The sequence below is a fragment of the Pseudarthrobacter sp. alpha12b genome (assembly GCF_054130495.1).
The window spans coordinates 4,166,316-4,188,050 of record NZ_CP196746.1 but is presented as its reverse complement, the minus strand read 5'-3'; the positions used below and the strand labels follow the sequence as shown (position 1 = coordinate 4,188,050).

The 21,735-nt window shown below is 66.0% G+C and carries 22 protein-coding genes, 1 pseudogene and 1 riboswitch; of the genes and pseudogenes, 12 read left to right on the top strand and 11 right to left on the bottom strand.

Features of this window, described 5'->3' with window-relative positions; genetic code table 11:
• Positions 1 to 59: 59 nt before the first annotated feature.
• Positions 60 to 1,149: pseudogene (locus tag ACTAQI_RS19405) on the bottom strand (M14 family zinc carboxypeptidase).
• A gap of 191 nt (positions 1,150 to 1,340) precedes the next feature.
• Positions 1,341 to 1,445, top strand: a riboswitch (SAM riboswitch).
• Between the two features lie 13 nt (positions 1,446 to 1,458).
• Here ACTAQI_RS19405 and ACTAQI_RS19400 point away from each other — a divergent pair.
• Both ACTAQI_RS19400 and ACTAQI_RS19395 read left to right on the top strand, forming a co-directional pair.
• Positions 1,459 to 2,667, top strand: a complete 1,209-nt coding sequence (locus ACTAQI_RS19400) for a cobalamin-independent methionine synthase II family protein (RefSeq protein ID WP_457948039.1) — start codon at positions 1,459 to 1,461, stop codon at positions 2,665 to 2,667.
• Between the two features lie 204 nt (positions 2,668 to 2,871).
• A complete protein-coding gene (locus ACTAQI_RS19395; RefSeq protein WP_457948038.1) occupies positions 2,872 to 3,501 on the top strand; it encodes a uracil-DNA glycosylase in 630 nt (209 codons plus the stop codon).
• A gap of 85 nt (positions 3,502 to 3,586) precedes the next feature.
• Here ACTAQI_RS19395 and ACTAQI_RS19390 read toward each other — a convergent pair whose 3' ends face one another.
• From ACTAQI_RS19390 to ACTAQI_RS19380, 3 genes are all read right to left on the bottom strand, one after another.
• Positions 3,587 to 4,009, bottom strand: coding sequence for a DUF3151 domain-containing protein (locus ACTAQI_RS19390; protein WP_457948037.1), 423 nt, complete (start codon positions 4,007 to 4,009; stop codon positions 3,587 to 3,589).
• On the bottom strand, positions 4,010 to 5,029 hold the full coding sequence (fbaA, locus tag ACTAQI_RS19385) for a class II fructose-bisphosphate aldolase (RefSeq protein ID WP_457948036.1): 1,020 nt from the start codon (positions 5,027 to 5,029) through the stop codon (positions 4,010 to 4,012).
• 122 nt (positions 5,030 to 5,151) lie between these two features.
• Entirely contained in the window at positions 5,152 to 5,808 is a 657-nt protein-coding gene (locus tag ACTAQI_RS19380; protein WP_457948035.1) for a TrmH family RNA methyltransferase, read from the bottom strand.
• Positions 5,809 to 5,878: 70 nt separating this feature from the next.
• On the opposite strand from ACTAQI_RS19380, the gene ACTAQI_RS19375 reads away from it, so the two are divergent.
• Positions 5,879 to 6,709, top strand: coding sequence for an HAD-IIA family hydrolase (locus tag ACTAQI_RS19375; RefSeq protein WP_457948034.1), 831 nt, complete (start codon positions 5,879 to 5,881; stop codon positions 6,707 to 6,709).
• Here ACTAQI_RS19375 and ACTAQI_RS19370 read toward each other — a convergent pair.
• The 4 genes from ACTAQI_RS19370 to pyrE form a co-directional block, all read right to left on the bottom strand.
• Positions 6,706 to 7,746, bottom strand: coding sequence for an alpha/beta hydrolase (locus tag ACTAQI_RS19370; protein ID WP_457948033.1), 1,041 nt, complete (start codon positions 7,744 to 7,746; stop codon positions 6,706 to 6,708). The two genes, ACTAQI_RS19375 and ACTAQI_RS19370, sit on opposite strands and share 4 nt — an antisense overlap.
• 69 nt (positions 7,747 to 7,815) lie before the next feature.
• Positions 7,816 to 8,436: a hypothetical protein gene (locus ACTAQI_RS19365; protein ID WP_457948032.1), complete on the bottom strand. Its 621-nt coding sequence runs from the start codon at positions 8,434 to 8,436 to the stop codon at positions 7,816 to 7,818.
• Between the two features lie 79 nt (positions 8,437 to 8,515).
• Positions 8,516 to 9,262, bottom strand: coding sequence for a GAF and ANTAR domain-containing protein (locus ACTAQI_RS19360; RefSeq protein ID WP_457948031.1), 747 nt, complete (start codon positions 9,260 to 9,262; stop codon positions 8,516 to 8,518).
• Between the two features lie 143 nt (positions 9,263 to 9,405).
• Entirely contained in the window at positions 9,406 to 11,298 is a 1,893-nt protein-coding gene (gene pyrE / locus ACTAQI_RS19355; protein ID WP_457948030.1) for an orotate phosphoribosyltransferase, read from the bottom strand.
• A gap of 75 nt (positions 11,299 to 11,373) precedes the next feature.
• Here pyrE and nadE point away from each other — a divergent pair, with 75 nt between their 5' ends.
• Positions 11,374 to 12,228, top strand: a complete 855-nt coding sequence (nadE, locus tag ACTAQI_RS19350) for an ammonia-dependent NAD(+) synthetase (protein ID WP_457948029.1) — start codon at positions 11,374 to 11,376, stop codon at positions 12,226 to 12,228.
• Between the two features lie 105 nt (positions 12,229 to 12,333).
• Here the strand turns inward: nadE and ACTAQI_RS19345 are convergent, their stop codons facing one another.
• Entirely contained in the window at positions 12,334 to 13,125 is a 792-nt protein-coding gene (locus ACTAQI_RS19345; protein ID WP_457948028.1) for an IclR family transcriptional regulator, read from the bottom strand.
• 165 nt (positions 13,126 to 13,290) lie between these two features.
• On the opposite strand from ACTAQI_RS19345, the gene ACTAQI_RS19340 reads away from it, so the two are divergent.
• The 4 genes from ACTAQI_RS19340 to ACTAQI_RS19325 are packed head-to-tail and all read left to right on the top strand — an operon-like array spanning position 13,291 to position 17,396.
• Positions 13,291 to 14,007, top strand: coding sequence for a CoA transferase subunit A (locus ACTAQI_RS19340; RefSeq protein WP_457948027.1), 717 nt, complete (start codon positions 13,291 to 13,293; stop codon positions 14,005 to 14,007).
• A 31-nt stretch (positions 14,008 to 14,038) separates the two neighbouring features.
• Positions 14,039 to 15,496, top strand: coding sequence for a short-chain fatty acid transporter (locus ACTAQI_RS19335; RefSeq protein ID WP_457948026.1), 1,458 nt, complete (start codon positions 14,039 to 14,041; stop codon positions 15,494 to 15,496).
• Between the two features lie 29 nt (positions 15,497 to 15,525).
• Positions 15,526 to 16,215, top strand: a complete 690-nt coding sequence (locus ACTAQI_RS19330; protein WP_457948025.1) for a CoA transferase subunit B — start codon at positions 15,526 to 15,528, stop codon at positions 16,213 to 16,215.
• Complete coding sequence (locus tag ACTAQI_RS19325) at positions 16,212 to 17,396, top strand: acetyl-CoA acetyltransferase (RefSeq protein WP_457948024.1); 1,185 nt, start codon at positions 16,212 to 16,214, stop codon at positions 17,394 to 17,396. The genes ACTAQI_RS19330 and ACTAQI_RS19325 overlap by 4 nt, the downstream gene beginning before the upstream one ends.
• A gap of 122 nt (positions 17,397 to 17,518) precedes the next feature.
• Here the strand turns inward: ACTAQI_RS19325 and ACTAQI_RS19320 are convergent, their stop codons facing one another.
• Positions 17,519 to 18,253, bottom strand: coding sequence for an ankyrin repeat domain-containing protein (locus ACTAQI_RS19320; RefSeq protein ID WP_457948023.1), 735 nt, complete (start codon positions 18,251 to 18,253; stop codon positions 17,519 to 17,521).
• A 23-nt stretch (positions 18,254 to 18,276) separates the two neighbouring features.
• Positions 18,277 to 18,855 carry a GlcG/HbpS family heme-binding protein gene (locus tag ACTAQI_RS19315; protein ID WP_457948022.1) on the bottom strand — a complete coding sequence of 193 codons (579 nt, stop codon included), beginning with the start codon at positions 18,853 to 18,855 and terminating at the stop codon, positions 18,277 to 18,279.
• A gap of 196 nt (positions 18,856 to 19,051) precedes the next feature.
• Here ACTAQI_RS19315 and ACTAQI_RS19310 point away from each other — a divergent pair, with 196 nt between their 5' ends.
• The 4 genes from ACTAQI_RS19310 (at position 19,052) to ACTAQI_RS19295 (ending at position 21,728) form a co-directional block, all read left to right on the top strand.
• Positions 19,052 to 20,284, top strand: a complete 1,233-nt coding sequence (locus tag ACTAQI_RS19310) for a sensor histidine kinase (protein ID WP_457948021.1) — start codon at positions 19,052 to 19,054, stop codon at positions 20,282 to 20,284.
• The gene (locus ACTAQI_RS19305; RefSeq protein ID WP_457948020.1) at positions 20,281 to 20,907 is read left to right on the top strand and encodes a response regulator; all 627 of its coding nucleotides are present in this window, start codon (positions 20,281 to 20,283) and stop codon (positions 20,905 to 20,907) included. Before ACTAQI_RS19310 ends, ACTAQI_RS19305 begins: the two co-directional genes overlap by 4 nt.
• 131 nt (positions 20,908 to 21,038) lie before the next feature.
• Complete coding sequence (locus ACTAQI_RS19300) at positions 21,039 to 21,242, top strand: cold-shock protein (protein ID WP_013599688.1); 204 nt, start codon at positions 21,039 to 21,041, stop codon at positions 21,240 to 21,242.
• A 150-nt stretch (positions 21,243 to 21,392) separates the two neighbouring features.
• Positions 21,393 to 21,728, top strand: coding sequence for a hypothetical protein (locus ACTAQI_RS19295; RefSeq protein ID WP_457948019.1), 336 nt, complete (start codon positions 21,393 to 21,395; stop codon positions 21,726 to 21,728).
• Positions 21,729 to 21,735: the final 7 nt, after the last annotated feature.

Below are 21,735 nucleotides of genomic sequence, written 5' to 3'. Positions count from 1 at the left end.
CCACTGTTGTGGCCCGCCACGGCCCTTCCTGCAAAAGGACCGCGGCGGCGCCGGGCCGGTTACTCGTCCTCGGCCTCCCCGGCGGGCCGGGACGTCTGTTCGGCGAGGGTGTTCCAGAAGGAGGTGTCGGCGTCGGCAATGGACCCATCCGCAATGGCTGCGGCCGTGGAGGTCAGCGTGGTGACTGTCTGCTTGATCAGGTAGCCGTTGCTGCGCTGCCCCAGCGCATAGCCGTCCAGATAGTGGTCCGACATGCCGCGCATCTCGAAGAGCAGGGTGGCGATGCCGTACTCCACGGAGATGCCGTTGCGGCTGATGGTCTCGGCGCTGCCGCCCTGGTACTTGCCCAGGTGGCCCCATCCGGTGGAGTCGACATTGTTGAAGACCACAGCTCCGAGCTGCTTGGACTTTTCGACCACGGCGGGGTCGGCGTTGGGTGTGGTGGGGTACAGGATGGAACCGGACACCAGCTTGCCGTCACACTCGGCCCGCGTGCCCTGGTGGTGCAGGTCGATCATGTAGTCGATCCGGTACTTGCGCATGACGTTGTTGTGCAGCGCCTGGGTCTCCGGCTGGATCTTGGCAACGTGGTCGCGGTTCAGGTCCACGCCCTCGGCGTTGTAGCGGGTGAGGTGGCGGTCCCCCTTGGCGAGATAGTTATCCAGGGAAAAGTTCACGTCGCCCATGGCACCGTCCGCGTTGAGCATGGGAACCACCAGGATGTTCACACCGTCCAGGATGCCCGCCGATTTGCCCGTCCCGAGGTGCTTAATGAACTCCATGGCGCCCTCGGTGGTGAGCTGTTCATTGCCGTGCTGCTGGGTCAGGTACAGGATGGTGGGCTTGGCCGGGTCCGAGATGTACTTCACCAAGTGGATGTCGCGGCCCTTTACGGTCTACCCGATGACCTCCAGCTCCATGGCCGGCTGGCGGGCGTCCTGGTCCTTCAGGAAGGAGACCATCTGCTCGTAGGTGGCGAGCTTTGACGTGGTGATCTGGCCGTTGCCGTCGTAGTTGGGACCTTCGCCCACCGCGTGTGCCAGGGGGGCCGGTCCCGCCACGACGGCGAGCGCCAGTGCGCCGGTGGCGGCAATGGTCCTGAAAGTTGCCAGGGATTTCATCACAGTGCGTTACCTCTTTCGAGTGCATTGGGTGCCACCAGCCAGCTCCGTCGCGGCGGCAGCATGTGACCTCAGCCAACCAAGCTTAACGAAACCTGTCAATAACCTGAACAAATGCTGTAAGTATGCCCGGGGCTTAGAAGCCATCATGAGGCGGCCGCCGCGACATAAAGCGGCGCAGACTTGCCCGAAGGCGGGAATGTCGATTTATGTGAGAGTGAACCATCCGGAGCGGCCGAGAGACCTGGCTCGATGACGCCGCAGCAACCACGGTCCAGCAGGATTCCTGCCGGCCGAAGGTGCTACTGCCAGGACCGATGGAAAGGAAGATTCCAGCATGTCCCTGAACACCGACCATATCCGCGTCACCCACGCGGGATCGTTGCCCCGCACCCCCGACCTCATCGCAGCCAACGCTGCCAAGGAAACTGACGGCGTCACCCCGGAATTTTTGGAACTCCTTGAGTCCTCCGTGGTGGAGGTGGTCCAGCGCCAGAAGGACCTCGGCATCGACATCCCCAACGACGGCGAATACGGGCACACGATGTCCAGCTCCGTGGATTACGGCGCCTGGTGGAACTACTCCTTCGCGCGGCTGGGTGGCCTGGAGCCAACCAATGTGGACCGCTGGGCCGATGCGCAGGTGCGCCGCTCGTCCCCCGGCAACGTAGTCCTGACCTCCTTCCCCGACCGGCGGGACAGGCAGGCGTTCAACGAGGCCTACAACGATCCCTCCTCGGGCATCCTGGCCCACCGCAAGAGCGTCACCCAGCCCAAGATCGCCGGGCCCCTGACCTATACGGGCCAGGACCTGGTGGCATCGGACATCAGGAACCTGAAAACCGGCCTCGCCGCCGCAGGGCTCTCGGACGGCTTCATAGCGTCCCTCTCCCCCGGATCGTGCGCCCGCGTGGCCAACGAGTATTACACATCGGATGAGGAACTGGTCTACGCCTGCGCCGATGCCATGCGGGAAGAGTACAAGGCGATCATCGACGCCGGCCTCACCGTGCAGCTCGACGATCCGTCCCTGGCCGAAAGCTGGGACCAGATCAATCCCGAACCGTCCCTGGAGGACTACCTGAAGTTCATCCAGCTGCGCGTCGAGGCCACCAACTGGGCGCTGCGGGACCTGCCGCAGGAACAGATCCGGCTGCACGTCTGCTGGGGTTCCTGGCACGGCCCGCACACCACGGACATCCCCTTCGCCGACATCATCGGCTCGGTACTGCAGGTCAACGCGGGCGCGTACTCCTTCGAGGCGGCCAACGTCCGCCACGAACACGAATGGCGGGTATGGGAAGACACCAAGCTCCCCGAGGGCAAGGTGATCATTCCGGGCGTCGTGTCGCATGCCACCAACGTGGTGGAGCACCCTGACCTGGTGGCAGACCGAATTGTCCGCTTTGCCGAGGTCGTGGGCCGCGACAACGTCATCGCCTCCACCGACTGCGGCCTGGGCGGGCGCGTCCACCCCCAGATCGCGTTCGCCAAACTGGAGGCCCTGGGCGAGGGCGCCCGCCGCGCCACAGCGCGCCTCTGGTAAGCCTGCTTCCCTACCGCTGCGCCGGCTGTGCCTTCCATCACCGGAAGGGACGGCCGGCGTTTCGTTTCCTCGGGCTTGGTAAACTGGCAAAGGCCGACCAGGAATCGGCCCACCCCAACTAACCGCCGTTGATGATCCGCGCCGCCGTGCGCCCGTTTTCACCGGTGGAAGCAATATCAATCCCCGCAGGAGAACCAGCACTTCATGACAGCCCTGGCACCCGAAACATTCCACGAACAGCTCATGAGCCGCCGCTACGAACCCAGCGTTGCCGCCGTCAACGAACTGTGCGATTCCCTGCAGGAGGCCAAGCCCGGAACCGTGGTGCCCTACGTGGACCCCATGCACGATGTGGAGGAAACCCGCATCATCAGCCTGTACTCCAACATCGGTGAGATGGATCCGTCCGGGTTCATCACGGCTGGAGACCAGGATGCCGCTACCCGCATGCTGGGGATCCAGTGGAAGCTGGGCCTGCGCCCCGAGTTCGTCATGCCGTGGAACGTCCACCCCTGGCACGTTCCAGGCGAAGTCAACGGCAAGTTCACTCCGGACCAGATCCAGTCAGGCCTGAAGCCCCTGCTGAAGTTCCTGGCCCTGGTCCCCCGCGCCTCGGTGATCGTGGCGCACGGCACTGAAGCCAACCGCCTGGCCAACCTCCTGCTGAAGACCGAAGTGCCCCTCCTGTGGCGCCGCGGCCTGAAGACCTACAAGGTCCGCTCCCTGAGCGGCCGCGCTTTCGCCGGTTCCCCGGCGCGCCAGGAGGAATACCTGGAGGACATGCGCGCGGCGTACGCCGATGCCATGGCGCGCACGGGTATCGCCAAAGCTTAAGCAAGGACTTTAACGCCCGACGGCGGGTGGCCACCTTTCAGGAAAGGTGACCACCCGCCGTCGTCGTAGGGAGGCGGTGGGGACCCTATTTGGCCTCGATGGCTGCCTTCGCCGTGGGATCGGAATCGTTGAGGAACTTCTCGATCCGCTCCGGCTCGTCGGCCTCGCCGATGGCTGACGAGGCCCTGCCCAGGGAGTAGAGGGCCCGCAGGAACCCGCGGTTTGGCTCGTGCTCCCACGGGATCGGGCCCACGCCGCGCCAGCCGTTGCGGCGCAGCGAGTCCAGTCCGCGGTGGTAGCCCACGCGGGCGTAGGCGTAGGAGTCGATGGTGCGGCCCTCGATCCACGCTTCCTCGGCCAGGATGGCCCAGAGCAGCGAGGACGTGGGGTGCTTTTCCACCAGGTCCAGGGCCTCGTGGCCGGCCTCCAGCTGCCCGTACACCTCGGTTTCGGCAGGCAGGAGCGTGGGCTCCGGACCCATCAGGTTCCTGCGGAACTCGTCCGACATCTAGAAGGTCTTTCCGGCCGAACCGAGCTGCTTGGTGGCTTCCACCACGCGGGCTGCGAGGCCGGCTTCGGCGGAGGCGCCCCAGACGCGGGGGTCGTAGGTCTTCTTGTTGCCCACTTCGCCGTCCACCTTCAGGACGCCGTCGTAGTTCTTGAACATGTGGTCCGCCACCGGACGCGTGTAGGCGTACTGGGTGTCGGTGTCGATGTTCATCTTGATCACGCCGTAGGAGACGGCGTCCGCGATTTCCTGGTCGGAGGAGCCGGAGCCGCCGTGGAACACCAGGTCGAACGGGTTGTCCTTGCCGATCTTGGCGCCCACCTGTGCCTGGATGTCCTTGAGGATCTCCGGGCGGAGCTTGACGCCGCCGGGCTTGTAGACGCCGTGGACGTTGCCGAAGGTCAGGGCGGTGATGTAGCGGCCGTTTTCACCGGCGCCGAGGGCGTCGATGGTGGCCAGCGCGTCCTCCACCGTGGTGTAGAGCTTGTCGTTGATGGCGTTCTCAACGCCATCTTCCTCACCGCCGACGGTGCCGATCTCCACCTCGAGGATCATCTTGGCGGCAGCGGTGCGCTGCAGCAGATCGCGGGCGATGCGCAGGTTCTCCTGCAGGGTCTCGGCGGAGCCGTCCCACATGTGCGAGTTGAACAGCGGGTTGCGGCCGGCCTTGACCTCAGCTTCGGAGGCAGCCAGCAGGGGCAGGACAAAGCCGTCCAGCTTGTCCTTGGGGCAGTGGTCCGTGTGCAGGGCGATGTTCACGCCGTAGTTCTTGGCAACTTCGCGGGCAAAGGCCGCGAAGCCCAGGGAACCGGCAACCATGTCCTTGGTGGAGGCGCCGGACCAGTAGGCTGCGCCGCCGGTGGAAACCTGCACGATGCCGTCGGACTCCGCCTCAGCGAAACCGCGGAGGGCTGCGTTCAGCGTCTGCGAGGACGTGACGTTCACGGCCGGGAACGCGAAGCCGCCCGCCTTCGCACGGTCGATCATCTCGGAGTAGATCTCTGGGGTTGCAATGGGCATGCTGGCTCCTCTGCTGAGTTTCGTCTGTGGGTGGAAGACCCTCAAGTAGACCGCTTACGGCTTGGCACCATCCTAGCCATTCCCGGGCTTGGACAGTGTTTCGGGTCACCGCTCAGTAACACTCAGACGTGCTGGTTGAAGACGTGCCGGCGGATCCAGGCGTGCATCGCGATGGCGGCGGCGGAGGCGGCGTTGATGGACCGGGTGGAGCCGAATTGCTCGATGGACAGGGTGGCGACGGCGGCCTGGTGGACTTCCGGGGTCAGGCCCGGCCCCTCCTGCCCGAAAACCAGCACGCAGTCGCGTGGCAGCTCGTACGTCTCCAGGGGCACCGAGTCCGGGAAGATGTCGATCCCGATAATCGCCAGCCCCTCCCCCTGCGCCCACTGGACGAAGTCCTCAACGGTGGGGTGGTGGCGGACGTGCTGGTAGCGGTCGGTGACCATGGCTCCGCGGCGGTTCCACCGGCGTCGTCCGATGATGTGCACCTCTTTGGCGAGGAAGGCGTTGGCGGTGCGCACCACGGTGCCGATGTTCAGGTCGTGCTGCCAGTTTTCGATGGCCACGTGGAAGTTGTGCCGCCGCGAATCCAGCTCTGCCACGATCGCCTCGTGTTTCCAGTAGCGGTATTTGTCCAGGACGTTGCGCCGGTCGCCGTCGGCCAGCAGGTCCGGGTCCCAGTGGTCGCCTTCGGGCAGTTCCCCTTCCCAAGGCCCGACGCCGACCTCTGCCTTTGCGGGTTCGGCCTCCCCGTGCTGGTGGTCGGGTTCGTCTGTCATGCCGGGCGTTTGGTTCACCCTTCAACACTAGACTGGACTCTTCGGGCAACCATCACAGGCGGAGGCAGGCATGGCAGAAGAGGACAAGGTCACGGGGTCACCGGCGGTATACCGCAGCGGCCAGGAGATTGAGTGCTGGCTGACGGACATGGACGGCGTCCTGGTCCACGAGAACCAGCCCATCCCCGGCGCGGCGGAACTGATCCAGCGGTGGGTGGACACGTCCAAGCGCTTCCTGGTGCTGACCAACAACTCCATCTTCACCCCGCGCGACCTCGCCGCCCGCCTGCGTTCCTCGGGCCTGGAGATTCCGGAGGAGAACATCTGGACCTCGGCGCTGGCCACGGCCCAGTTCCTGAAGGACCAGGTGAGTGGCTCGGAGTCCGGAAACCGCGCCTATACCATCGGCGAGGCAGGGCTTACGACGGCGCTGCACGAGGCAGGCTTCATCCTCACCGACCAGAACCCGGACTTCGTGGTGCTCGGCGAGACGCGCACCTACTCGTTCGAGGCAATCACCACGGCCATCCGCCTGATCCTCGCCGGTGCCCGGTTCATCGCCACCAACCCGGACGCCACCGGCCCCTCCAAGGACGGCCCCATGCCCGCCACCGGCGCCATCGCGGCCCTGATTACCAAGGCCACCGGCCGTGAACCGTACATTGTGGGCAAGCCCAACCCCATGATGTTCCGTTCGGCGATGAACCAGATCGACGCACACTCCGAGACCACCGCCATGATCGGCGACCGGATGGACACTGACATCATTGCCGGCATGGAGGCAGGCCTGCACACGGTCCTGGTCCTCAGCGGCATCACGCACAGGGACGACATCGCAGCGTACCCGTTCCGGCCCAACCAGGTGATGAACTCGGTGGCGGACCTGAAGAACCAGATCTAGAAGATGCTGACCCGGGTACCGCCCCGGGGCAGGGGGAAGTACTCGTCCAGCAGCTCGGCGACCAGGGGCCGGTAGATCTGCGGATTCCAGCCGGGGCTGGCGTGGGCGGGCGCCGCTCCTGTGGTCTGCAGGTTGCTTGAGACCATGTTGTCCTTGAAGACGACGGCCCAGGTTTCGGCCGCGGTCTCGTAGTCCACAGTCCCGTCTTTTGGGTTGCCGATGTAGGCCATCTTGGCTGTGCCGAGCTTCCCGGCGAACTGGCTTCCCTCGAAGTGGTAGATGTAGGCGGACTCCGTCTGGACCAAGACGTTCGATGGAGCAATCGGGGACAGCTGCTGCAGCGTCTGGTCCAGAATCTGGCGCCAGCTCCGTTCGTCCTTGTGGATGATCCGCTCCCCCAGCTCGTACCCGCCGCGCAGCGTGGAGGGGAACCTGACGCCGCTTTCGTAGAGGAACACCACGCCGTCGAACCAGCTCTGGTCCAGGACGTCGTGGGCGCTGTAGGGGCTGGAGTCCAGAAGGATGAACTGCACCTGGATGCCCTGCAGGGCCAGGAGCCGGGCGGCTACCTGGGTGGCCAGCATGCCGCCGAAACTGTGCCCGTAGAAGAAGAGTTTGGTGATCTTTTCAGCGGCGACGTAGTCGGCGATCGCATTGACCACCTCGGTGATGTTCAAGCCCAGGTTGGAATATCCGACGGCGGCGAGCCGGGCGCGCTTGTTCAGCGCCCCACGCATGGTGTTGAGGATCCACTGTGCCTCTTCCCAGCTGGTTTTGTACCCGGGGAAGAGGAACCAGCTGGCGTCCGGGTAGTAGGCGTCGGCGAAGTCATCCGCGACGGCCAGGATCCTGGTGGTCCGGCGCTGTGACTGCACTTCACGGGTCATCAACATGTCCGCAGCCAGCAGTCCGGAAGCCCCGGCAGCGGCCAGGAAGGTGCGGCGCGAGAAGCGTTTTAAGGCAGCCGCTTCCGCCAGCAGCCGGGCATCGGACACCCCCCGCCGGCTCTGCGGACTGACCTCCCCCTCATACGGCACAGTCCTACCGTAAGCCCAGCCAAACGTGCCGCCGCAATGTGCGGGTGTAACCGTTCGGTGACGCGGGGGTCAGCTGGCGGCCTGACCTTCCGTGGCCGGGAAGGGTGCCTGCGGTTCCTGCTGGCGGCGATGGATTTCCAGGCCGATGTCGTTGTAGCGGCCCAGCAGGTCCGCGCTGTCCTGGGCTTGCGAATCGTCCAGCAAGGCGAACAGGGCATCACTGGCCGCAAACAGCTCTTCGTTCGAATACTCCGTGAGTGGCCGGCCGTAGAACTCTTCGATCCACATGACGGGCAGGTGCGGGTACTCCCCAGCAAACCGGCCGCCGGGGAAAAGCTCCCTGACGTCGTCGTCCATGAGGAGCGGTTGGCGGCTGGAAGCGTCCGCTGTTGCCCAGTCGTGTGCAGCGGGCGCGAGCTGAAGGGACACTCCGGCGGACGGAACGCCCGGCAATGAGTTGGCGTCCAGCGCGTTCAGGTCATTCCGCAGTCCGGCCAGCGCGGCTGACTCAACGAGGCCGGCCTGCGAAAGATCCACGCAGATACGGGAGCGGATGCCCATTCTGCGGACACGGCGGATGATGTGGACCAGTTCACCACGGGAGTCGCGGTGAAGGGCCCCCCGGACTTCGATCCGGATGATGTCTGCTGGGACATCGAAGTTGACGAGTGCGTCTAAAGTGCGGTCCATAGGTACTCCAAAAGAGGTCTATGGCCGACGGCTCAACCTCCGCAAGCGTAACCTGCGCGGAAGTCCGGCACAAGCCACTTCAAGCCCTGCGGCCCGGACTTACCTTCCCCGGCTCCTGGAAGTGGGTGCGTGCACCGGCTCCGCCCACCGAATCCACCAGGGACTTCGCAATGTCGCGCAGCTTGGTGTTGCTGTTGCTGGATGCCTCGGTAAGGATTTCGACGGCGGCTTCCTGGCTGCACCGGTTCTGCGCCATGACGATGCCGATGGCGATGTCGATGATGGTCCGCGACTCCAGCGTGGCCCGGAGGTTCGACGCGCTGTCTGCGTGCAGCGAAAACCGGACAGCCAGCCGCAGTGCTTCGGAAATTTCCCGGGTGAACTCCCGCGCCCTGCCCGCAGCCCGCCCGTCAAACTTATGCGGGGCGTCGGAATAGAGGTTCAGTGCCGCCTTGGCCTCCCCCTGCAGGTTGAACGGGAGGGAAAGCACCGACCGCAAACCGTGGGAGGCAACCGCAGAAGCGTAGTCCGGACCCCACCGGTCCTCCTGCAAAAGGTCCGGGACATAGACTTCGCGTTCGTCCTTTGCCGCAGAAAGGCATGGACCCTGGGCAAGGGAGTACTGGATTTCATCCACTTCCCGGGCCGTCTCGCTGCTCCAGCCAATGGTGGCCGCCTTGCGGTCGCGGAGCAGCGTGATACCGCACAGGGCGTCGTCACCGTCGCCGGCCATCTGGTGCGCGGAGAAGCGCGCCAACTCATTGAGGAAGTGCTCGAAATCAGCGCTTTCCAGGATGAGGTTCTGGATTTGGTCGGTTGCGCTCAAAGGCTGTTGTGGGGGGAGCAAAATGCAGGGTCTCCAAGCAACTGAAAAGTGTTAAGGCATATGATATGTCAGCCTTGAACGGCGGGCCAACAGCCAGGCCCCATGCGTCACCGGAGCCGGCCACGGGGGCCGGCTCCAGTGGGCTAGTCCAGACCCAGTTCGTCCTTGCCGAACGCGAACAGGTAGGGAACGCCGGTTTCAGCTTCGATCTTTTCCTTGGCACCGGTGTCGCGGTCCACGATCACGGCCACCGCCAAGACGTTGCCGCCGGCTTTCCGGACGCCTTCCACCGCGGTCAGCGCGGATCCACCCGTAGTGGACGTGTCCTCCAGGACCAGCACCTTGCGGCCCTCAACGGACGGGCCCTCCACCTGCCGGCCCATGCCATAGGACTTCTGGGCCTTGCGGACCACGAACGCGTCAACCGTCCGGCCGGCGTCCACGGCAGCGTGCATCACCGCGGTGCCAACCGGGTCTGCACCCATGGTGAGGCCGCCGGCGCACTCAAAGTCGATGCCGGCGTCGTCCGCCAGTGCCAGCATGACCTGGCCCACCAGCTTGGACGCCTCATGGTGCAGGGTGATGCGGCGCAGGTCGATGTAGTAATCGGCCTCCGCTCCGCTGGAGAGGATCACCTTGCCGCGGACCACGGCGAGTTCCTTGATCAGTTCGAGCAGGCGGGCGCGGGCAGCCGCGGTGTCTACCGCAGTGTCAGTGGGCGAAGTCATGGCCCCAAGTTTAGTGGGTGGGCGGACTGTGAGCGGGCGGGCGAAGCCCGGCGCGTGCTCGGGACGCGGTCCGATTGCGACGACCCGGGGAAGGACACGCTTTACCACGGGGTTGTGGCGGAGGATGAAGAAGAGCACGCGCTGGATGGAGAACCGGCCGCGGGCGCCCTTCCGGGCGAGCATGTCGCCTGACAATGTCCCCGCGAAGAGTGGAACGAAGACAACCCGGTGCATGATGCGCTGCACGGTTTGGACCACCACCGTGGGCATGACGCGGCGGCGCTGGATTGCTGCGAGGGTCCGGGTCCGTACATCTCCCTGGCGCAGGTCAGGTGCCAGGCGTTCCGCAGCGGCCACTGCATCCTGGATGGCAAGGTTGATCCCCACCCCGCCGGCGGGTGACATGGCGTGCGCGGCATCCCCAATGCACAAGAAGCCGTCAACGTACCAGCGCTGCAGGCGGTTCAGCCTGACGTCCAGCCAGTGCAGGTCCGCCAGGCTGCGGATGGAATCAACGCGGTCAGCGAGGTCCGGGCGGAGGGCGGCCACCCGTTGCCGGAACTGTTCCACGCCGTTTTCGCGGATCCTGGCATCCGAGCCCTTTGCAGCGAGATACCCCATCTGGTAGTAGTCGGTGCGATTGAGGGCAATCATGGCATCCCGGTCCCCCAGCGCCGGTACTACGCCGGCAACCTCGCCCTTCTCGGAGGCGCGGCGCGGGAGTTTGAACCACCAGGTGTCGAACGGCACCGGGTACTCCCTGGCCCGCATTCCGGCTGCCTGTCGCAGCACCGAATTCCTGCCGTCGGCAGCCACCACAACGTCGGCGTGCAGCACCTGTTCAGCGCCCGCAGCGCCGTTCCCGGTGGCCCGGTAGCGCACACCCGTGACGCGTCCGCCGTCGAACTCCAAGCCGGTGGCTTCACTCTCCATGAGCAGGGTGAACGTCGGTTCCGCGGCGGCAGCCGAGGCGAGGAAATCAAGGAAATCCCACTGGGGCATCATCGCCACGTAGTTGTACGGGGGCTTCAGGGAGTTGAAAGCCGCCAGGGTGACCAGCCCGGCGCCGGGGACCGGGACGGCGACATTGTCCAGCCGGCTTTGCGGCAGGCGGCGGAATCCGGCTCCCAAACCGAGTTCGTCGATCAGCCGGATGGTGGAGGCATGCACGGTGTCGCCGCGGAAGTCCCGCAGGAAGTCACGGTGCTTCTCCAGGACCGCCACGTGCACTCCGGCCCGGGCCAGCAGCAGGCCCAGCATGATTCCCGCCGGGCCCCCGCCCACCACGGCACATCCCGTCTGCTCCATGCAATCAAGCTACGCCGCGCAGGGCCCGCCTGGAACAGTTGAGGGTTGTTGACTGCGCTGGCTAGGCTGGACCACATGCGCGAACTCCAGGCCAAGATCATTGAAGAAATGGGCGTTCAGCCCCGGATCGATCCCGCAGGGGAGGTGCGCAAACGTGTCACTTTCCTCAAGGAATACCTGAAGGCAACCCATACCAAGGGCTTTGTCCTGGGCATTTCCGGCGGCCTGGATTCCTCCCTCGCCGGAAAGCTTGCCCAGCTGGCAGTGGATGAGCTCGAGGCCGAGGGCGTGGAGGCCAACTTTGTGGCTGTCCGCCTCCCGTACGGCGTGCAGCATGATGAGGAAGACGCCCAGGCGGCGCTGGACTTCATCAAGGCCAAAACGGAGTGGACGTTCAACATCTCGGCTGCGGTGGACGGTTTTGAAGACGAGTTCGAAAAGACCGTGGGCTCGGAGATCTCCGACTTCCACAAGGGAAACACCAAGGCACGCACCCGTATGATCGCCCAGTATGCGCTAGCCGGTGAACACAACTACCTGGTGGTCGGCACGGACCACGGCGCCGAGTCCGTGACCGGGTTCTTCACCAAGTACGGCGACGGCGGGGCGGACATCCTGCCCCTGTTCGGCCTCAACAAGCGGCAGAACCGAGCCCTGCTGGCTGAGCTTGGAGCACCCGCGCGGGTCTGGGAGAAAGTGCCCACCGCCGACCTCCTGGATGACCGGCCGGGCCGCACTGATGAGGACGAACTCGGCCTCAGCTACGACCAGATCGACGACTACCTTGAAGGCCGCGACGTTCCGGATGCCGTTGCCGAATCGATCGAGCAGAAGTACCTCCGGACCCGCCACAAGCGCACCGTGCCGGTGACCATCTTTGACACCTGGTGGAAGCACGAGGGCCCGGAGGAACCCCGCGCGGGACTGTAGCCGGGCTCCCGGCGCTGGATTTCCCCACCTTTGGGGTGCACGACGGCGGCCCGCACCCGAAACGGGCGGCCCGCCGTCGTTGGTGGCGGCCAAAGCAGTGGAGACTCAGCGGGTCCGCCGCCCGCCGCCGCCCCCCAGCTGCTGCGTGATGCGGTGGGCCTCCGCCATCAGCAGACCGCCCAGCTCCTCCTGCCGTTCGGGCTTGAAACGCGGCTCGATGCCGGTCAGCGACAACGCCCAGGCGGGCCTTCCTGAACGGTCGAACACGGCAGCGCCCATCCCCCAGCTCCCCTCCAGGACCAGTCCGGGGTTCACCGAGTAGCCAGCCAACCGGGTGCGGGCCAGGTTCTCCCGCACCCGGTCAGGAGTGTGGTTCGCGGCGAAGGCGCCCGCATGTCCGCTCCAGTGGCTGAGTAATTCGTCCTGCTCGCTTTTTGGCAGGAAGGCCAGGATGGCTGTCCCGGCTGACGCGACGCCCAGCGGGAACCGGACGCCCTCGTGCAGGACAAAGGACCGGACGGGGAAGCTCCCCTCCTCACGCAGCAGGCAGACCGTCTCGGCGCCGCGGCGGATGGAGAAGAAGGCGCTCTCCCCCGTGGCCTGGGCCAACCGGCGAAGGCTGGGCCGGGCGATGTCCTCCATGGGGAACCGGGCCGAGGCGACCGATCCCATCAGCAGGATCTCAGGGCCCAGGACCCAGTTGCCCGTAACGGGGTCGTGGTCCAGCAAGCCTTCCGCGGCAAGCGATGTCAGGAGCCGGTGGGCCGTGGGACGGGTGAGGCCCGATTCCCGGACCAGGACCGCGAGCGGCATGCCCTCTGCGCTGCGGCCCACCAGCCGCAGCAGCCCGGCGATCCGTGCCACCACCTGGGCGCCCTGCACCGGCGTCGATGCCATAACTTCCCCTTTTGTCCACAATATGGATGCTTTGCACCCTACTGTCCATACTGTAGGGCACTCAGGGGTGATTCTTGACACGTTTCCGCGGGCGCCCGTAGTCTCCAAAGTCAGATCCCAGGTGTCCACTAAGTGGACCACCGCCGCGCTCAACGAGGAGACGTCATGAAGAAACTCCAGGCTTCTGCCGCCACGGCCCTGGAAGGGGTCCTGCAGGACGGCATCACCCTTGCCGTTGGCGGGTTTGGCTTAAGCGGCATCCCAGCCGACCTGATCGAAGCCGTCCGCGATTCCGGCGTGCGGGACCTCACCGTGGTCTCCAACAACATGGGCGTGGACGGCAAAGGGCTGGGCATCCTGATCGAGGCGGGCCAGGTCCGCAAGGTGATCGCCTCCTACGTGGGCGAAAACAAGCTGTTCGCGGAACAGTACCTCGCCGGCAGGCTGGAGGTGGAGTTCACCCCGCAGGGCACCCTGGCGGAGCGGCTCCGCGCCGGCGGCGCCGGCATCCCGGCCTTTTACACCAAGACCGGCGTGGGCACCCTGGTTGCCGAAGGCAAGCCGCACGAGGTGTTCGACGGCGAAACGTACGTCCAGGAACGTGCCATCCGGGCCGACGTCGCACTGGTCCACGCCCACACCGGAGACACGGACGGCAACCTCATCTACCGCTACACGGCCCGGAACTTCAACCCCGTGGTGGCCACAGCAGGGATCCTGACCGTCGCCGAGGCGGAAGTCATCGTGGAGCCCGGGCACCTGGACCCCAACCACATTGTCACCCCCGGCGTCTTTGTCCAGCGGCTGGTGCAGGCAACGGACCGGGTCAAGGACATCGAACAGCGCACCGTCCGGCAGCGCACCGGCCTCGTCCCGGCCTGACCGCCGGCCAACACCGGAAGAACATCACTCAATGGAGAGAAACAACGTCATGACCACCACGCAGTTCAACCACCAGGACGTCCGCCAGAAGGGTCTTGCCCTGATGGCTGAAAAGCTGGCCGGCTGGACGCAGAAGTGGTTCCCGGACGCCTACATCTTTGCCCTGGCGGGCGTGCTGCTGGTGGCCGTCGCGGCGCTGGCCATCGGCGCCTCACCCAAGGCTGTGGTCGATTCCTTCGGCAACGGCTTCTGGGACCTCACAGCCTTCACGCTGCAGATGGCCATGGTGGTGCTGACCGGCTACGTTGTGGCAACCTCACCCCCAGTGGCCCGGCTGATCGACCGGCTGGCCCAGGTGCCGAACTCCGCGCGCGCTGCCGTCAGCTTCGTGGCTGTCCTGTCCATGTCGGTGTCATTCGTGAATTGGGGCTTGAGCCTGATCTTTGGCGGACTCCTGGCACGGGCCGTGGCCCGCCGGACGGACCTGCACGTCGACTACCGGGCCCTCGGCGCAGCCGCCTTCATGGGACTGGGGGCAGTCTGGGCGTTGGGGATGTCCTCCTCCGCTGCCCAGCTGCAGGCCACCAAAGCCTCCATTCCGCCGGCGCTGCTGAAGATCACCGGCGTCCTGGATTTCGGGACCACCATCTTCACCTGGCAGTCGCTGCTGACCCTGCTCATCCTCATGCTGCTGACCACCGTCATCGCGCACTTCTCCGCCCCCACCGGCGGCGCCGTCAAAACCGCAGCCGATCTCGGCGTCGACCTTGACGACCAGCCCGAACCGCCGGCCGAAAAGTCCCGGCCGGGCGAGTGGCTCGAATACAGCAGGGTCCTCCCCATCCTGGCTGGGGTACTGACGTTGGGCTGGTTGGTGTCCCAGCTGCTGACGCTGCCCATCCTGAGCGTTGTGAGCTCGCTTAACGGGTACCTGCTGGTCTTCCTGATGCTGGGGCTGGTGCTGCACGGGACGCCCCGTAAGTTCCTTCAATCAGTCACCAAGGCCGTGCCCGCCACGGCAGGAATCCTGGTGCAGTTTCCGCTGTATGCCGCGATGGCCGCCATCCTGACCAAGGCCACAGGCGCCGGGGGCCTCTCGGTGTCAGAACACCTTGCACACTTCTTCACCAGCATCGGCGGCAACGGAGCCTTCGCGGTGATCATCGCCGTCTACACGGCCATCCTGGGCATGTTCGTTCCCTCCGGCGGTGGAAAGTGGCTGGTCGAGGCACCCTACGTCATGCAGTCCGCCACGGACGTGAACATGAACCTTGGCTGGACCGTGCAGATCTACAACATGGCCGAGGCCCTGCCCAACCTCGTCAACCCGTTCTTCATGCTCCCGCTGCTGGCGGTGCTGGGACTGCGTGCCCGGGACCTGGTGGGCTTCACGTTCCAGCAGTTCCTGTTCCACCTGCCGGTGGTCCTGCTGCTCGCGTGGCTGCTGGGAATGACGTTCGAGTTCGTGCCGCCGGTGATACCCAACTGAGTACAGCTGAAAGATCAAGGAGAAAACCCATGGGATGGACCAGGGATGAAATGGCTGCGATCGCGGCCGAGGAATTGAACGACGGCGACTACGTGAACCTGGGGATCGGCATCCCCACGCTGGTGGCCAACAACCTGCCCGAGGGCGTGCGGGTGGTCCTGCAGAGCGAGAACGGCCTGCTGGGCATGGGCCCGTTCCCCTACGAGGGCGAGGAGGACGCGGACCTGATCAACGCCGGCAAGCAGACCGTCACGGTGCTGCCCGGCGGCAGCATCTTCGACTCGGCCACCTCTTTCGGCATGATCCGCGGCGGACACGTCAAGGTGGCCATCCTCGGCGCCATGCAGGTCTCCGGCAAGGGCGACCTGGCCAACTGGACCATCCCGGGCAAGATGGTCAAGGGCATGGGCGGCGCCATGGACCTCGTGGCCGGAACGCCGCGCGTTGTGGTCCTCACCGAGCACAACGCCAAGGACGGCGCCGCCAAGATCGTCCGCGAGTGCACCCTGCCGCTCACGGGCCTGGGCTGCGTGGACAGGATCATCAGTGACCTGGCTGTCTTTGACCTTTACAAGACGGACGACGGCGGGCGGCGGCTTACGCTCACCCGGCTGGCGCCGGGGGTCACCGAAGAGGACATCCGGGAGAAAACGGAAGCGGAGTTCGACGCCGCTCCCTCCCTGGCAACAACCACCACACTCGAAGGAGCCACGGCATGAGCCTCAAAGACCAGTTTGGCAAGGACGTCCTGCTCACCGGCTGGGGCCACAGCCGGTTCGGCAAGCTGACGGAGGAGACCCTCGAGTCCCTGATCGTCAAGGTGGCTACCGAGGCGATCGGCAATGCCGGGATAGAGCCCGGACAGATCGATGAAATATACGTAGGCCAGTTCAACTCGGGCATGATGCCGCTGGCCTTCCCGTCATCACTGGCGCTCCAGGTTTCCGAACAGCTCGCCAACGTGCCCTCCACCCGCGTTGAGAACGCGTGCGCGTCCGGTTCGGCCGCGTTCCAGCAGGGCACCAAGTCGCTGCTGGCCGGCACCGCCAAGACGGTCCTGGTCATCGGTGCCGAGAAAATGACCCACGCCGGCGCAGACGTCGTGGGCGCGGCACTGCTCGGCGCGGACTACGACATGGCCGGCAAGCCCTCCACCACCGGCTTCACGGGCCTCTTCGCCGAGGTCGCCAAGCACTACGAGAAGCGCTACGGTCCGGTCTCCGACGTGCTGGGCACCATCGCAGCCAAGAACCACCGCAACGGCGTCGACAACCCGTACGCCCAGCTCCGGAAGGACCTCGGCGAGGAGTTCTGCCAGACCGTCTCGGACAAGAACCCCATGGTGGCAGACCCGCTTCGCCGCACCGACTGCTCCCCCGTGTCCGACGGTGCAGCCGCGGTGGTGCTCAGCGTCGCCCCCACCGGCGGCGCCACGGCCCCGGTCCGGCTCGCAGGCTTCGGCCAGGCCAACGATTTCTTCCCCACCGAGCGCCGGGACCCCACCGCTTTCGCCGCAACCCGCGCCTCCTGGCAGCGCGCCATGGCGATGGCCGGCGTCGGACTGGAGGACCTGGACTTCGCCGAGGTGCATGACTGCTTCACCATCGCCGAGCTGCTCATGTACGAAGCGATCGGGCTGACCGAACCGGGCCAGGGCGCCCGCGCGGTGAAGGAAGGCTGGGTCTTCAAGGACGGCAAGCTTCCCATCAACATCTCGGGCGGCCTCAAAGCCAAGGGCCACCCGGTGGGGGCCACCGGGGTGTCGCAGCACGTCATCGCCGCAATGCAGCTCACAGGCACTGCCGGGGACATGCAGCTCGCCGGCGCCCGCCGTGCGGCTGTGCAGAACATGGGCGGCGTGGGCATCGCGAACTATGTCAGCGTGCTCGAAGCCGTCTGAGTGCCCGCCCGCCGGGGGCCGCCGTCCTGGGGCACTTTGACGCCGCCAGCGGCCCTTCTGGGCAATAACGACGGCGTGTCCGTGCCAAAGTGCCCCACGACGGCCGATGGTGCCCGGATAGGTTAAGCAGCGCCGCGGATCAGGGCCGCGAGCTCCTTGAAACCGAGCCGCTCCGCGTTCTGCAGGGCCGTCCGCCCTGCAGGATCGCGGATGGCCGGGTCCGCACCGGCGGCCAGGAGGAGCCGCACCACCTCCTGTTGACGGGGGCCGCCGTTGTTGAGCAGCACCGCCTCCTGCATGGCGGTCCACCCCAGGTTGTTCACGTGGTTGATGGGGACACCGGCTGCAATGAGCATCCTTACCGTCTCCACGTGCCCGTGCTCGCTGGCGGGGATCAGGGCGGTGCCGCCGTAGCGGTTGGTTGCGGCCACGTCCGCCCCGGCCGCGAGTGTCAGCTGCAGCACCTCATTGAAGCCCTCGGCGCCCGCGAACAGGAACGCCGAATCCTGGATGGAGTCCTTGGCGTTGACGTCCCCTCCGCGGCTGATGAGTTGGGCCACCAAGGGCGCATTGTTGGCTTTCGCGGCCGCAATCAAGTCCTGGTCGAGCTGCGCCTGCGCCTCGCGTGACGGTGCCGGCGGCGGGATTGCGGAGCTTGATGGGGAGGGCAGAGGCTGGCGTGAAGTCTCCCCTCCCGGGCCCGTTCCCTGGCTAAGCGACGGAACAGGCGCTCCACCCTCCACCTGCTGCGGATCCCCCGGGCTGGCCTGGCACGCAGCCAGGAGCATTCCCGTGGCGATGACCAGAGCTGCAGTGGCCAGCGCTCTGGCCGACGCTGCGGTGCGGCTGTGCTTCATTCCCAAAGCCTATTTCCCCGCGATTATTTCCCAGTGCCCGCAATGGCCTCGGCACCGGCGGTGGCGCAGGCTTCATCCAAGGCGCCATCGGGTGCCCCGCCCACACCGATGCCGGCCACGGAAACGCCGTTGACCTTCAGCGGGACACCGCCCGCCAGGAACAGGGTGCCCGGCAGGTCCGCGATCGAGGGGCCGTTGCCATTGACGCGCTTGGCCAGCTCGCTGGTGGGGGTGCCGAAAGCCGCGGCCGTGTAGGCCTTTTGCTTGGCGGCCTCAATGGTGTGGGCAGCGGCGTTGTCTCCCCGCAGCAGTGCCTGGACAGTGCCAAAGCGGTCAACGAGTGCAACGGTGACGAACGGCAGTTTGTCCGCCTGGCACTTGGCCAGCGCCGCTGAGACAGCCTGGGCGGAGGCTGTGGCAGAGATGCGGTTCTGCTGCACCACCGTCTCCGGCGCCGGCTGGACATCAACGGCAGGGACGACGGCGGGTGTTTCAGGGCCGCTGACACGGCCAGTACCGGCGTTGGCGGCTGCGGTGGCTCCGGCCGTCACCAGGATTGCTCCGGCTGCTGCGGCGGCGAGTACTTTGTGGGACTTCTTCATGATGCATTCCTTGCGTTGGGTGGTCTTTGTTGCCGGTTTCCATCCTTCAGGGCCGCGGTTGGCGCGGCATCGGGCGTTTGTCTGTCCCTGGCTGGCCCGAAAGGCCAGCCGTATCAGCCAAAAGGCTGAGGGACCGGACGGCCCTGGAGCCCTAGCATGGAAGGCAGTGAATCCCACCATGAGATCCGGACCCCGCATGCCTGGCAGAGATACCACCCCAACCACGGGCCCCGCGGCCGCCGTTGCCACCGACGGCGACACCACCGGGTTCCGTCCGGCGCCGCCCACGTCCAAGGAACGCCTGGGCAGCATCGAGGCCGCAGTCCATCTCGGCTTCGCAGTGCTCCTGGTGGCATCGGTGGTGCGGTACGTCATGAGGCACTCCCCGGCGGACAACCTTGTGGTCCTGGGACTCGCCGCCGCCGCCTGCCTGGTCTACGCCGTCGTGGCCCTGCTCCCGCTGCCGGACCGGCACCCTGCCCCGTGGATGGTTGCGCTGGTGGCAGTCTGGGCGGTCCTGGTGGTGGCAGCACCGAGCTTCGCGTGGTGTTCCTTCGCCCTTTTCTTCCTGTGCAGGAGTGTGCTGCGCGGTGCCGCGTCCTACGTCCTGGCGGGTGCCATCACCCTGGCAACCGCGGCCGGACTGTTTCGGCTGGGCAACGGCACAGACGTAGCCATGCTGCTGGGACCTGTGGCAGTAGGCGTGATGCTGACGCTTATCTACGACCGGATACAGCACGACGCCGAGGAGCAGCGCCGCCTGCACGCGGAGGTTTCGCTCGCCCAGGGCCAGCTGGCGGCGAGTGAACGCCGTGCCGGCACCATCGCCGAACGGGAGCGGGTATCCCGTGAAATCCACGACACCGTCACCCAGGGGCTCGCCAGCAGCCTGCTCCTGCTGGAAGCCGCGGCCCGTGCATGGCCAGGCGCGGCAGCGCAGGAGGATCTTCACCAGGCCACCAGCCTGCTGCGCACCAACCTGGCGGAAACCCGGAGCCTGGTCCACGAGCTTGCCTCCCCCGGACTGGAATCGACCCCGTTGCCGGAGGCGCTGCTGCTTGCCGCCCGGCAGTACGTGCCGGGAGCCACCCTCACGGTGACGGGCAGGCCGGGGCGGGTCCCGCCGGACGTCCGGCACGCCCTGCTGCGGGTGGTGCAGAGCGCAGCCTCCAACATCGCGCTGCATGCTTCAGCAACAGTTGCCGCCCTGACGGTGGGCTTCCTGCCCGATGCCGTCATCTTGGACATTTACGACGACGGCGCCGGTTTTGACCCTGCGGCGGCAGCTCCGCCGTCGAGCGCCGGAGGGTACGGCCTGCGGGCAATGCGGCAGCGGGTGGAGCAGCTGGGTGGCGCTTTCTCGGTGCAAAGCGCTCCCGGTGAAGGAACCATCGTTGCCGCGCAACTGCCGTTGGAGGGCGGTAAATGAGCAGCATTACGGTCCTGCTGGTGGACGACCACCTGGTGGTTCGGAGCGGCCTGCGCGCATTGCTGGGAACCCAGCCTGACATGGATGTCGTAGCCGAGGCATCATCGGGCAGCGAGGCGTTGGAGCTGGTGCGCGCGCACTCCCCGGCGGTGGTGGTGATGGACCTTGCCATGGGCCCGGGCATGGATGTAATCGAAGCCATCAGGCGGATCCGGGACCTCAACAGCAGTCAGGCGATCCTGGTTTTCACTACCTACGACTCGGATGCCGATATTGTCCGGGCAGTGGACTCCGGGGCCATGGGCTACCTCTTGAAGGATGCCGCCCCGGAGGAAATTTTTGCGGCCATCCGGGGCGCGGTGCAGGGCAGGAGCGTGATGAGCCCGCCGGTGGCCTCGCGGTTGTTCCAGCAGTTGCGCAACCCGGACGAGGTGCTCACGCCACGGGAGGCCGAACTGCTCAGTCTGCTCACCGAGGGCCTGAGTAACCGCGAACTCGGGCGGCGGCTCTTCATCTCCGAGGCCACCGTCAAAACCCACCTGGCGCACATCTACGCCAAGCTCGGAGTGGACACCCGGGCGGCCGCGATTGCCACCGCAATCCGGCGCGAGGGGATGCGGTAACTGCCCTTTATGGCCAATACCCTTGCACCATGGCCCTGCGCCCCGTACGTTGGGGACTGCGGGGGACGTTCTCCGCACACTCCGGGATGATCCCCGGAGAGAGAATCAGAGTCACATGAAGGAATGCAGCCATGGCAACAGGCACAGTTAAATGGTTCAACGCCGAAAAGGGTTTTGGCTTCATTGCCCCCGATGACGGGTCCGCTGACGTTTTCGCCCACTACTCGGCAATCGCCTCCAGCGGATACCGCTCCCTGGACGAGAACCAGAAGGTCGAATTCGATGTGACCCAGGGCCCCAAGGGTCCGCAGGCAGAGAACATCCGCCCGCTCTAAGTCTTCGGCGGCCTCCGGCAACTGCCGGGACCCCATCCAGCGGCCCCTCCACCCCAGGTGGAGGGGCCGCTGTTTCGTGCGCAGCCGCTTTGGGGGCCGCTGATTTGATGGGTCAGCGCACCTCAGTTCTCCTTTTGGGATAATTGATCCATGACCGGACAGGACCAGGACAGGGATCCTTGGGACGAGTTTGACGCCCTCGGACCCGCGGCGCCGGACCGCGTGCCGGGCCAACCCGGCGGGGAGCCGCACGGCTTCGGCTTCCGCACCGGGGTACGCAGCGCCCGGGTCGCCGTCGGTTTCGCAGTCTACGCACTGGCGTTGGGAACCATCCTGGCCCTGACCGGATGCATCGTCTTCATCAGCCGGCAGCAGTGGCTGCTGCTGGGCCTCATGCTGCTCATCGAGGCCATCTTTGTTTTCGCGTTCACGCGGCTGGTGGCGCAGGCCAGGCACCGGGAGCCCCGGGACCGGCGGCCCGGGTGACATTCCC